This is a genomic window from Saccharicrinis aurantiacus, from assembly GCF_947489045.1.
GTDB classification, from domain to species: domain Bacteria; phylum Bacteroidota; class Bacteroidia; order Bacteroidales; family Marinilabiliaceae; genus Saccharicrinis; species Saccharicrinis aurantiacus.
The window spans coordinates 48,337-62,184 of sequence record NZ_CANLCN010000007.1 but is presented as its reverse complement, the minus strand read 5'-3'; the positions used below and the strand labels follow the sequence as shown (position 1 = coordinate 62,184).

The following is a 13,848-nucleotide window of genomic DNA, read 5'->3' as shown; positions in this document are numbered from 1 at the left end:
TTGAATTGATATTATAAAAAGGAAGGTACACAAAGTACCCTCCTAAAAAACAAAAAATCTATGATTGAAAATTACTTCTTTAGCACTCTAATTGCTTCGTTTCCTACTTTAATAATGTATACACCTGTTGCTTGATCTGACATATCAATAGATAATGATTCATCTGATGCAACTACTGCTTTTACAACATTTCCGGTTGCGCTATAAACAACTACATTATCACCAACAGCAGCATTATTAATATACACCATATCCTGAATTGGGTTAGGGTACACCACAATATTGCTTATTTTATCAACCTCTAATGCTGTAGATGTATCGTAAATAATGGTAACAACCGTTGAACCAGTAAACATATCTCCATTATCGTTGGTAGCAGTAAGACTTAATGTAACATCAGTATCTTGACTCACAATAGGAGCTGTAAATAAAGCTGATCTACTATCCGATCCATTCAGTGAAATACTATTATCCGAAATCGTCCATTCCCAATTTATTGCAGTCAGCGAATTTATATAAGATGGAACTGTTACTTCATCATTTTGCTCCACTTCAATAGTAGCTTCAACACTACCAAAAATACCACCGTAATCAATATCATCAAATGAATTTAAAACCGCAACACCATTTGTAAGCATTTTCCATGTAGGTGTAGTTGTAAAATCGAAATTTACATAACTTCCTTGATTTAGTAATTCAACAGCAGTTAAAGATGTTGCATTATCATCGGTAACACCGCAATTTTCATCATAATAAGAGTTACTAACTGTAGGGGTATATACCGGATCGCCAGTATAAGCAGTAATAAGGCCTACTACAGCATTTGCAGTGCCTTCAACACCATTATCCTTAATGTGACCATAAAATGCACAATTACTTACTGAAGCATTACCATTAGCCCAAGTATCACCAAGCATAGCAACAATACCTCCACTACTATAGTTTGCTACAATATTTACATCAGCAAAACAGTTTGTGACACTACCTTTAGGTAAATAACCTACAATAGAACCAACCTTTCCACTACCTCTAATTGTACCTCCTAAAACGTAACAGTTTTCAACTGAATGAAAATCGTACAATTGACCACAGAATGCCGCAATACGCTCATCAATTTGATTATCATCAGCATTAATATTTACATTAATTAATCCTAAATTCATAATATTACCAGAAGCATCTCCAAACATACCAAAGAACTGATTATTTTGATCTTCGTGACGAGTAACCGTTAAGTTTTTAATAACATGATTATCTCCATCAAAATCTCCAGTAAATTTTGTTATATCACCATTAGTTGTGGTATATCCCATAGGATGATAAACATGTCCATCCATATCAATATCAGATGTTAATATGAAATTCTTACTATAGTGCCCTACATATTGAGATACTTCACTTAACAACGCAGCACTATTGATTTGATAAGGATTAGTATCTCCATCACCTCCTGCATAAGCAGGCTCAACCATTGTAATTATTTTTATATCAGCATCTGTAACACCATCTTCATCCTTTGCTGTTACAGTTAGGTTATATTGCCATTTAGTAGCAGCAAAGCTAGCCTCGTATGTACCTCCATTATTGGTCATAGGGTAAGTATTTATACCATCACTCAATTCCATACTAGCAATTGGAGACCCAGATGTAGCATTGGGTGTGGCAGTTGCCATTACTGTAATATTATCACCACGCGAGTATCCATCGGTAGCAGAAGTAATAGTTGCAGATGGATTAGGAGGATATGGTGCTTGTTCCATTTCTAATTTTAAATAATCCCATGACATTGCGCCTTGCAGCCCCTGCTTAATATATACAGTAAATGCCAACATATCTCCACGCTCTTGATATAGCTTTTCATGCATTAGATCTGCTTTATTCAAAGTAGTTATTTCAATCACATTTTCTCCTTCTACTTTTTCAGCTTTTAGCTCTATATCAAACATATTTTCTGTTGCCTTTTTAGTAACTGTATAAGTGAACCTTACAATATCACCATCAGTTATATCTGCAGCAGTATGACTAATTAAATTATCATTTATTGAACGAAAGAATAATCCATTATTAGTATAAGTTTCAAAACCCAATGTTACATCAGAACCACTTGAGTTTTTATCTGCAGTTACTGTGTTGCCGCTTAAAGGCACCCTCTGAGTTATCCCAAATAGAAAATTGCGAGCCGCATTTCCGTTAGTCAAATCAATGTCATTAATCTTTACATCACTTGTAATTCTAATAGAATTGCCAGCTTTCCAATAGTTTAATGGATTACCAGACATATTATACCCTCTCCAATTGCTTATAGTAGTTATACCTCCAGCACCATCTGAAGCTAAACCATTTGGGTGATTCGCTCCTACCCAAGCGTTCGTTATGTTATCATCTAACTTATCAGTATCTAAATTTCCGACAAAACTGTTAAAGTCATTTTCGTAAACTGTTATATACTGTCCATTCACTAATGTAAAGGGCACAAGAAAAATAAAAAGTAATATTGTTTTTAAATTAGTGTATCTGTTATCCATATACATATATTTTATAATTATTAAACATTAATTAACAAATGCAATATAGGCTGTACACAACAAAGTAAAGGTGGGTAACTTTAGAATAATTAGGGGATAAAACCTATAATACAGAAGAGTTCAATGTGTTAAATCCATAAAATATTAGAGCAAAAAAAAGAGAATGCAGAAACTGCACCCTCTTTAAAACAAAAATTAAATGATTGAAAACAATATCTATAAAATAATCTTAGTGGTAGTGTTTCCTACCCTTACCAAATAAATACCTTTATTTAGGGTTAATGGTATTTGTATTTTATTGGATGCTAAAGTCCCCTCTTTAACTATAGCACCTTGGATGTCGTAGATTTTGTAAGCTGAAACTTCGTTACTCACATTATTAATAAATAATACGCCATTTGAGCAGTAAACTTTTACTTCGTCTTTTGTCTCTGGTAAAAAACTAGTAGGATTATCCCCTATTTCTAACTTCATTGAAGCCCACAATAATCCATGATTTTCATCTGTTCCATTTGAAACACCTCCAGCATTATATGGTATTTTACAGTAGGCATTAAACACTGTCATTTCAGCTGCCGCATTATAAACTGCTGCTTGCTCAAAAGTTCCCAATAAAGTTGATACTTTACTTTCATTCCTGAAAATATCAAGGATTACATTAAAAGTATTTGCTTCTGCCATCTTTGTCGCTGTATATTCAAATCGAATAACATCATTATTTGCAATTTCTGAAATTACAAATAGTTGACTTGTTAAATTAACTAAACGTATTTGTAACTCACCTTCTGTATCGGATAAATCTCTTAATTCAAAACCAATAGATACAGCTGACCCATAGGAAGGGTTATCTCCACGTTCTTTAGGATTACCTTCAGCATCTAAACCTGGATTTTGATGATCTTCCCTTTCTGTAATTCCAAACATTAAGTCGCGTGTAACTGAACCACCAACATTAATAACTTCATCAAATATACCTGAATCTGTAATAATAACTTCTGTTGTAACTTTAACACTCTTACCTACTGCCCATGTACCTATAGGTTTACCAGAAAGGTGTGCACCACGCCAATTACTATGAGTTTGTAAGCCAGCTTCTCGTTTAACAAAATTATTCCAAATTTGATTCGATCCAGTCCAAATTATCTCATCTGCTTCTTTCTCTAAAAGGATATTCTGCCCATTTGTTAATGTACTAAAGTCTGTTTCATAAATAGTTGAGTACTGAGCTTTGCTAGTAAGTGATAATAATGTCGAACAAACAATTATACCAATCGTTTTTGTAAAAAAAGTAAATTTTCTTTTCATATTAGCTTCTTAAGATTAATTAGTAATTTATAACAAAATAAAATTACTCCCTATAATAATAAAAAGCAGTGGATACAATTACCCCTATAAGGGGAGCATCACATTCAACACTGATAAACAAATAATTACATAAAAATATCTAATATAGAACCCTACTAATTAACATTTACTCCACCCCCTTATTATATTAAGCCCCCCATCTTACGGTATTCTGCAGGAGTCTCTCCAGTAATCTTCTTGAAGATTCGGGTGTAATATTGCTGACTATTAAAGCCTATTTCTTCACTAATTTGTCTTTGCGACTTTGAAGTAGTTATTAATATTTCCTTTGCTTTATCTATTCGTTTGTTATTTATAAAATCAGTAGGCAACATACCAGTTAGCTTTTTAAACTGCCGAGAAAAATGGTCTTTTGAGCAACAAGCTATTTGTGCAAGATCTTCAACTTTTATATCCTGATAAAGATTCTCCGAAATATGAACAAAAACCTTATACATCTTGCTTTTTGCCTTTGAGCTTGATGGTTCTCCTGGAATATCAACAATAAACCTACTAAACAGCTGTTTTAATATTCCGATAGTTTCGAGCTGAACTCCATTAGATAAGTGCGACATATTATTAGAATACCAATTACGTTGCTCGTAAATATTAGGGTCGGAATATTTTAATGCCAAAGATGGATTCAATTCTAACAATCTATTAAACAAACTATAATCTAACAAACTCGCCTTCACCTCGTGTTGTATCGTAATATTATCAAATATCTTAATACCACTTGAAAGTTGATGGGTAAAATGCAAATAATACTGAGTCAAAGATTCAACACAGTGATAACCACAGTGTGTATAGCTTGGAATAAAATACAAGTATCCGGGTTTTAATCTGTACATCTGATTGTTTGGAAGCACAAAACCCTCTCCTTCCGTTATTAAATATATACGTGAAAACGGACTCACAATATTGGAATAATTCCAATCCATACCAACTGTAACCTTGGAGGTATTAAAAATATTAACCTTAATGTCATTTATAAGTCCTGGTGCCAACATAATTTTATTGATTTTACAACACTACAATAGTACGCAACAAAATGTCGGATTTATGCAAAATTTAGTCGGAATATTAGGGGGTAAAAATTACTATTCAAGCTAAATTCACCATTGTATTCAGCTTTAAATTAATCTACAATATGACACCAAAAGAAAGAGTTTTTGCCACTATCAACAGAGAACCTGTTGATTACCCAGCTAGTTGGTTGGGTTTACCTGTTCCGGCCGCGCTGCCCCAATTATTTAAATACTTTAATGTTGATAGCATTGGAGCTTTGAAACAAAAACTACAAGACGACGTTTGGCCCATTGAAGTTCCGTATAATAATGCGCCATTTAATGATGTTGGTTGTGCCTTGCAATTTGCTAAAATTGACGAAGGCGGTACCCAAGATGAACGAACATTAACGGCACCAGGTTTTTTTGAGGGGCAAGTAGATCCTTCCATCATAGATACCTTTGACTGGCCAAACCCGATGGATTATCTCGATATTAAAAGAACCGAACAAGTTTTAAATGAAGCGCCTGACAATCACTTTAAACTTGGTATTATGTGGAGTGCTCATTTTCAGGATACTTGTGCGGCCTTTGGTATGGAAAATGCCCTTACTACCATGATGATGTATCCTGATATGTTTGAAGCAGTCATTAATAGAATAACTGATTTCTATTTAGAATTGAATGGCCAATTCTACGAGGCTACTAAAGGAAGACTAGATGGTGTACTAATTGGAAATGATTTTGGAAGCCAAACCGCTTTAATGGTTGACCCTGATATGCTGAGAACATATGTTTTTCCGGGTACACGAAAATTAGTAGAACAAGCTAAAAGTTACGGACTAAAAGTAATTCATCACTCATGTGGAAGTATACATCCTATAATTAACGATCTATATGATATGGGAGTTGATATTGTGCATCCTATACAAGCATTAGCAACAGATATGAGTGCTGAGAATTTGAAAAGAACTATTAATAATGGTGTATTTTGTGGTGGTGTTGATGCTCAGGAATTATTAGTTAACGGCACACCTAACGAAATTAAGGAAAGAGTTCATGAAATTAAAAAACTGTTTCCATCTGGATTAATTATTTCACCTAGTCATGAAGCAATATTACCAGACATTGCGCCAGAAAACATCGAAGCTTTATTTACATCTATCAAACAATAAAATTTCTCTAATATAACAAGTACCCCATACATCAATTAAACTACACACCTTAAAAGATGTGTGGGGTACAATTATTAAGTATTATTGCACATTCTATTGTCTATTCTGATACACCGCCTTACTTAAACCAATTCTGTCTATCAGATTGTTCCAAATCATCTCCTTTCTGTAATATATCCCCCTAATTACTCATTTTTTCTTACCTAAAAAGGCAAGTCTAAAGCTTACTTTTACACCATAACTTTTTTATACATAAACGATTTATTCAAAACTACAAACACAGACATAAAATGAACAAATTCAAGTTTATTACGACTCTATTAACAATCTGCTTTAGCCTACCAGTATTTGCACAAAAGCCGTATAAAGCAGATTGGGAATCATTAAAAAAATACGAAATACCACAGTGGTATAAAGATGCGAAGTTTGGTATATTCATACATTGGGGACCAACAACTGTACCCGCAAAAGATAGTGAATGGTATGGATACCATATGTGGAATGAGGGTACTGTAGATGCCTTGGGGAACCCAACCTCTAAAGCTTCAAAAGCTTACGAGTACCATGTTGAAAACTTTGGTAAGCCTGAGGATTATGGTTATACAAAATTTATTCCTGAATTTAAGGCTGAAAACTTTAATGCAAAAGAATGGATTGACTTATTTAACGAGGCTGGTGCTAAATATGTGGTTCCGGTAGGCGAGCACTGCGATGGATTTGCGTTATACAATTCTAAGGTTACGCGCTGGAACGCCGTAAATATGGGTCCTAAACGTGATATTGTAGGCGAATTATTTAAAGAAGCTAAGACCAAAGATATGAAAGTGGGTATGTCGTCGCACTATGCGTATGCATGGCACTGGTGGACTTACGACGAGAAGTATGAAACTACAGACCCGAAACTACAGGATTTTTATTGGAAAGCCCACGAAAGGTGGTCGCCAGCCACTCCTGAATTTGTAAACCATTGGTACAAACGCACCATTGATATGATGACGCAATATAAACCCGATTTAATGTGGTTTGACCTTGGCTTATGTGAACCGGAATATGAAGAAGCACGTAAAAAATACTTAGCAAAATACTACAATCAAGGTTTAAAAAATAACCAAGAGGTTGTTGTGAATTACAAAAACATTAAGTGGAAACCTATACCTGACGGAGCTGCTGTTTTAGATATTGAAAGTGGAAAATTAGATCGTATTCGCGAAGAAACATGGCAAACCGATATGTCGCTTGGCGGATGGCGTTGGGGGTACTCAGAGCCTTATGATATGCGCAAACCGGGAGCTTACATTAACGACTTAATTGATATTGTAAGTAAAAATGGTGTTCTATTATTAAACGTAGCTCCAAATAAACATGGCGAAATACCTGCCGACCAACAAGCGATATTAAAAGAAATTGGTGCTTGGTTAAAAATTAATGGCGAAGGTATTTATTCAACTACTCCATTTACTGTGTTCGGACAAGGACCTACCAATGCTAAAATGGTATTGCATGGCAATATGAAGGATAAAGGTTTTACTGCTGATGATGTTAGATACACTCAGAAAAGCCAAACTATTTATGCATTTTTATTAGAGTGGGCAGAAGGTAAAGAAACCCTTTCTTTAAGCGCTTTAGGTTCTGAGAATAGAGTTATTAACGATGCTATAAAAAGCGTTTCAATAATGGGTTACGATGAAACTATTAATTGGATACAGAAGGATAATGAACTAATTATTCAGCTCCCTAAAGAACGACCGGCTAAAAATGCCATAGGTTTTAAAATTGAGTTAGAAGATGCGCCTAGCGATATTTTTAAAACTAAATAGTATTACAAAATATTGAGACTAATTAAAGTGAGTTCATTTTATTGAACTCACTTTTTTTATACTCAAAATTATTAGCATAATAGAATATGTTTTTCTATTAAAAGCTTTAAACATTTAAGCTACACATACTATCTGATATAATACTGAAATCCTAACATAAAGGTATTTAGATCAAGGTTCAGCCCAAAATTCTCATTTGCAGTTTCTGGTTTGTTATAACCTTCCGCTGGCTTCCGAATATTTTTGACATAGTATATTTGACCTATATTACAATTCACGGCAAACTTATCGTTAAGAAAATAAGTTAAGCCTGGCGTTATATTTGCCCCAAATTCAAAGATATCAATAGGATCGTCATGTGAATAATAAGTATATTTAATATCGTCATCGTTTATAGGATACGAATAATCATAGCCTGTTTCAGAACCTGAACCTATCAGTAAATTAAAAGTATAATTGAAATATAATTTCTCACCTAATTTATGATATTTGGTAACGTAAGGGTTAAATAAGAATAGTCTGTTTTTCTCAACCTTACCCATTTCCTCTTCTATTATTCTGTTATAATAATCACTATACCATTCTTCGTTATACTCAGATCTACTCGTACTATACTTATATGATATTCCGATACCTACCAATAATGATTCTGACACAAAACAACCGAGACTTGGCGCTATTGTATAGCTGTTTGATTTACTCTTTATCTTATCATATTCCTCATAATAAATATTTCTGATTCCATCGTAACTACTACCATTCCAGTTAAACGAGCCATCAATAAGTAAATTTCCTTTTTCAAACTGGGCACTCAAGTTCAGAAATAACATGCTTAAACATGCAACTATATATATTTTTTTCATTTGTATCTTGTAAAATTAAATTGCAATCTTTTTAAACTTGTAACTATCGTAGGTAAAACTGAAATCCTAAAGTGAAAGTGTTTAGGCTCAAATTCAAACCATAATACTCACGCTCAGTCTTTGGTTCATCCTCTACATCTTGTAGGATTTCTTTAGATTTACTATAATGTAACCTACCTATATTAGCTGCAAAAGCTATTCTATCAGAAACAAAATAAGTCAACCCCGGAGTTACATTCAATTTCAATTCAGATACTTTACTTTCATCTTTTCTATTAGTACCAGCGTTAGATCCCTCATCATAATCCTCGGATTTATCCACTCCCTTCCCAAATAAAACATTAAATGTATAATTGAAATATAGTTTCTCTCCTATCTTATGATACTTAGTAATGTAAGGGTTAATAAATACCATATTTTTAGTGGTTTCATAATGATTACTATAATCATCAAAATCTGTAGTAGATTTATATTTAGACTGAGAATAACTAACACCCAAGCCTAATAAAAATGATTCATTTACAAAATAACCCACACGAGGACTTAAATATAGATTCTCCGATTTACCTGTATTCTTCTTACTCCAAGAATCCGGCTTAGACTCTCTTAAGGAGTTACTTTGATTATAATTCACTAATCCTTCAATTAGAAAATCACCTTTGTTAATTTGAGCACTTAAGCTTATTAGTAGAATGCTTAAACAAGCCGTAATCATTAGTTTTTTCATCGTTCTATTTTAAATATTAGATTAAAGAATAACCTTAATAGTTATCTACCTTACATAAAAAACCTAAAAACAGATGAAGAAAGACTTAAGAGTATAAGTCCTTGATATAGCTAGGTTAGGTACGTAAAGTATACAACTAATTAAAGTTTTATGTTTACAAAAGCGAAAGTAACAAAAAACACAATACCATCTTTATGATAAATAATTATTTTGACTAACAGATAATGTGAAGGGTAATTTAAGTTTTGTCGTCAAAGAGATATAAAATAATAGCAATGATTATCTCAAGACTCCAATTACTAATTGCCCTATTTTTATTATCAATAAACTTATTGGCAGAACCAATAATTATTAAAGGGAAAGTTTGTAACCAAAATCAAAAGGCTCTTAGCAATGCCCATATACTTTTGGCTGGCGATAACAACTACTCTATAACCACTGATGAACAAGGTAATTTTATTTTCTCAGATGTGCCTGTTGGTGATTATACCATTCAAATTAGCTATTTAGGTTATGCTGTACAAAGTAAAAAGCTTAGTAATATAAATACCAATTCTGATGTTGGTACCATTACCCTCCTTCCCAAAGCAAATGAGCTAGACGAAGTTATTGTAAAAAAAAATGTACCATTGGCCACTGTTAGTGGCGATAGCATTCAGTATAATGCCGATGCCTATAAGGTAAACCCCGATGCCGATGCTGAAGATTTAATAAAAAAGATGCCAGGTATAACAGTAAGTAACGGTACTGTTGAGGCGCAGGGCGAGGAAGTAAAAAAAGTTTACGTTGACGGTAAGGAATTTTTTGATCAAGACCCTACCCTAGCTTTAAAATCGATACCGGCAGATATTATCCAAAGCATAGAAGTTTTTGACGAAATGAGTGAGCAGTCGCGCTTCACAGGTTTTGATGATGGAAACACCACCAAAGTAATGAATGTGGTGACTCGTGCGACTAAAAAGAATGGCCAGTTTGGACATATGTACATCGGAAGCGATGGTATTGACAAATACAGCGCCGGTGGAAACATTAACTTTTTTAATGGCGATAGACGTATTTCTATTGTTGGTCAATCAAACAATATTAACAAGCAAGATTTTTCCAACGATGATTTGTTGGGCGCAATCGGTAGCAGTGGTAACAGAAAAGGGGGTGGTTTTAAAGGCGGACCTGGAGGTGGCAGACCTGGAGGAGGTGGTGGATCATCCAACTCAAACTCCATGGTAGGTCAGCAAGATGGTGTTTCTACAACGCACTCCTTAGGGCTAAACTATGCCGACCAATGGGGCGAAAAAATAAAGGTATCGGGTAGTTACTTTTTTAACCAATCAGATAACCTTAGCGAGCAAGATATCTACCAAAATTACTTTGTTCAGGATGATGGTTTCAATCAATATTATACCGAAACTAACGAAGCAAATAGCACCAATTACAACCACCGATTTAATTTTAGATTTGATTACGATATTAACGATAACAACAAACTCTTAATCATCCCTCGTTTTAGTTTTCAGGGCAATAACTCCGAAAGTAATATCTTAGGAAGTAGCTTTATAAACGACACTTTGGTAAATAAAACCGAAAATATGCTATCAACCGACATGGCTGGTTATAGTTTGGGGAATGAAATAGTGTGGATGCACAAATTCTCAAAAAAAGGCAGAACCTTCTCGCTAAGCGGAAATACTACTTACAATTCTAAACAATCTGATAGTTATCAGATGTCGCGTACCATTGAAGATGAAATGATGCTTCCGAGCGATTCCTTAAACCAATATACCGACTACTCAAATCCTAAAACTAAAGTAGGTGCAAAAGTGGTTTATACCGAACCAATGGGTAGATACAGTCAGCTTATGCTTAATGCCAATTCGAATTATACTTTTGATGATGGCGATAGAAATGTATTCGATTATAACTACGATGGTGGTGATTATACCGATCATAATACCGATTTATCAAATGTATTTACCAGTGTTTACGCCACCCACAGAGCAGGTGGTGGATATATGTACAAAAAGAATAAAACCTTTTTAACCGTTGGCCTCGATTACCAATACTCAACATTGGAGAGTGAGCAACAGTATCCTGAATTATATACTATCAGCAAATCTTTCCATTCCATTTTGCCCAACATCAGGTTTAAAACCAATTTGGCATGGAATAAAAACCTAATGGTATTTTACAATAGTAGCACGCAACAACCTACGGTAAGTCAATTGCAAAACACCATAGACAATTCTAATCCACTGCAGTTAACAATGGGTAATCCTAACTTGAACGAAAGCACAAATCATCGTTTAATGGCACGATACACATCGTCGAATATGGATAATGGCACCATGTTTTTTATAATGGGAAGTGCTCAATACACTCAAAACTATATTGGAAACAACACCTTATTCGCCACAAGAGATACTGTTATTAACAACTCCATAACACTACCGCAGGGTAGCCAGCTAATTACGCCTGAAAACATGGATAATTATTGGAATGTTAGATTGATGAGTTCGTACGGAGTACCTATAAACCCGATTAAAACCAACTTAAATATGTCGTTAGGTTATCGATATACCCACACCCCCGGTATTTATAATGATGAAGAAATATATTCTGATGACAATACTTTTACGGCAGGTGTAACCTTAGCAAGTAACATAAGCGAGAATGTAGATTTTACCATCAGTTCTAACTCAAGTTACAACTTAGCCAATAGTAGTTTACAAAGTGAGCAAAACAACAATTATTACAACCAAAATACCACAGGTGAGTTAAGTCTTATTTTCTGGAAAGGCTTTGTGTTTAGGGCTTCTTGCTCGCATCAATATTATTATTGGACTGATAATGCCTACAAAGAATCGTTCTTTATTTTAAATGGCGAATTGGGTAAAAAATTCCTAAAAAATCAGGCTGCAGAAATAAAGCTCACCGTATACGATGCACTTAACCAAAACCAGAATATTACGCGCAATGTAACGGATGCTTACATTGAAGATATAAGAACAAATGCCTTACAACGCTATGTAATGCTTTCGTTTACCTATCGCTTACGAAATTTTAATATTAAATAAACTATCGAGTGATAAATGTTAAGTTTTAAGTTATAAACGGATTTACTGCTTGAGGGCAGCATTGCAACAATTTATAACTTATCATTTAACACTTATAACTTATTTTTTGCAAAAAAATAAATGTATTATATGAAGTGTTTTAAAAAGATTTTTGTTTTAGCATGTGCCATAGCTATTAGTCAATGGTCTTCCGCTCAGGAGAACCAACAACAGAGAAAGCGACATACTCCTGAAGAAATAATTGCCTTAATTGATCTGGATAATGATGGTAAGGTTAGTCTATCAGAATTAGAACAGCACGAACAGTTTAATCGACTATCTAGCAATTTTGATAGAATTGACAAAGATGGTGATGGTTTTATAACAGCGTCGGAATTAGAAACAGCCCAACAAAACCAAATGGAACGCAGCAAGCAAAATGCGAGTCAAAAAGAAATAGGCAAATGGGATGATGGTAAAATCACCATTGATGGAGGGGTTAAAGATTGGGGCGAAATGCTAAAATATTACGATCCTGAATCAAAAATAATGTATCATTATAAAAACGATGAGTCTTACCTATACTTGGCTTTTCAGGTGAAAGAAACAGCCATACAAAACAAAATAATGTCATCGGGTTTCAACCTTAATGTAAACGCCAGTACAAAACCCAAACTAAGGGCTACCATAATATTTCCGGTAATGCAAGGCCAAAGCCGATCTAAAGAAAATGGTGGCTCTGAAATGGGTAATAAACAATCAGGCGGAGGACAGAAAGACCGAAGTCAAAGAATGGAAGAGCGCAAGCAACTGTGGCTATTTTTAATGGGTGCCATTAATACTGAAGGTTTTGTAAGCGGGGTAACTAGCATCTCAAAAAACAATGGTTCTGATAAAGCTTTTACCTACGATATTGCTTGGGATGATTTAAACCAAATGAATATTGAATTTAAAATTCCAATTGCTGAACTTGTTGAACCACATGACAAACAGAAATCTGCAGACAAAATTGAATTTATGATTGAACCCCGTGTTCTAGCTATGCAGATGCCTGAAGGTGGCAGAGGTCCTGGTATGGGCGGACCCGGAGGCCAAGGTGGCGGTGGTAGAGGAATGGGTGGCCCTGGTATGGGAGGTCCCGGTGGTGGAATGCGACCTGGTGGTGCTTCTTCTATGCAAGGTCAGGGAGGTAATAAACCTGATATGCAAACCATGATGAGTGAGCAGGCCTTTAAGTTTAAATTTCAGTTATCAACAGCGAATAGATAGGAGATGTTAGATAAGAGACAATATATTTTAGACTGATATACAAAATACAAGAATGAATCTCAATCTAAAAT

General features: G+C 34.5%; 9 protein-coding genes. 4 read left to right on the top strand and 5 right to left on the bottom strand.

Translation table 11 applies throughout. The annotated features are described in order from the left end of the window. Positions 1–71: 71 nt before the first annotated feature. The 3 genes from QMO11_RS09910 to QMO11_RS09900 form a co-directional block, all read right to left on the bottom strand. A complete protein-coding gene (locus QMO11_RS09910) occupies positions 72–2,525 on the bottom strand; it encodes a T9SS type A sorting domain-containing protein (RefSeq protein ID WP_282037099.1) in 2,454 nt (817 codons plus the stop codon). 216 nt (positions 2,526–2,741) lie between these two features. Next, the gene (locus QMO11_RS09905; RefSeq protein ID WP_282037098.1) at positions 2,742–3,830 is read right to left on the bottom strand and encodes a T9SS type A sorting domain-containing protein; all 1,089 of its coding nucleotides are present in this window, start codon (positions 3,828–3,830) and stop codon (positions 2,742–2,744) included. A gap of 182 nt (positions 3,831–4,012) precedes the next feature. Then, positions 4,013–4,879, bottom strand: a complete 867-nt coding sequence (locus QMO11_RS09900; protein ID WP_282037097.1) for an AraC family transcriptional regulator — start codon at positions 4,877–4,879, stop codon at positions 4,013–4,015. A gap of 140 nt (positions 4,880–5,019) precedes the next feature. On the opposite strand from QMO11_RS09900, the gene QMO11_RS09895 reads away from it, so the two are divergent. Next, on the top strand, positions 5,020–6,051 hold the full coding sequence (locus QMO11_RS09895; RefSeq protein ID WP_282037096.1) for a uroporphyrinogen decarboxylase family protein: 1,032 nt from the start codon (positions 5,020–5,022) through the stop codon (positions 6,049–6,051). A 290-nt stretch (positions 6,052–6,341) separates the two neighbouring features. After that, positions 6,342–7,868: an alpha-L-fucosidase gene (locus tag QMO11_RS09890; protein WP_282037095.1), complete on the top strand. Its 1,527-nt coding sequence runs from the start codon at positions 6,342–6,344 to the stop codon at positions 7,866–7,868. Between the two features lie 128 nt (positions 7,869–7,996). Here the strand turns inward: QMO11_RS09890 and QMO11_RS09885 are convergent, their stop codons facing one another. Together QMO11_RS09885 and QMO11_RS09880 are read right to left on the bottom strand one after the other, a co-directional pair. Then, entirely contained in the window at positions 7,997–8,731 is a 735-nt protein-coding gene (locus QMO11_RS09885; RefSeq protein WP_282037094.1) for a hypothetical protein, read from the bottom strand. A gap of 43 nt (positions 8,732–8,774) precedes the next feature. Further along, a complete protein-coding gene (locus QMO11_RS09880) occupies positions 8,775–9,458 on the bottom strand; it encodes an outer membrane beta-barrel protein (RefSeq protein ID WP_282037093.1) in 684 nt (227 codons plus the stop codon). Between the two features lie 275 nt (positions 9,459–9,733). On the opposite strand from QMO11_RS09880, the gene QMO11_RS09875 reads away from it, so the two are divergent. Together QMO11_RS09875 and QMO11_RS09870 are read left to right on the top strand one after the other, a co-directional pair. Then, positions 9,734–12,529, top strand: coding sequence for a TonB-dependent receptor (locus QMO11_RS09875; protein ID WP_282037092.1), 2,796 nt, complete (start codon positions 9,734–9,736; stop codon positions 12,527–12,529). Between the two features lie 129 nt (positions 12,530–12,658). Continuing rightward, positions 12,659–13,777 (top strand): EF-hand domain-containing protein, encoded by a 1,119-nt coding sequence (locus QMO11_RS09870; protein WP_282037091.1) that lies wholly within the window; start codon positions 12,659–12,661, stop codon positions 13,775–13,777. Positions 13,778–13,848: the final 71 nt, after the last annotated feature.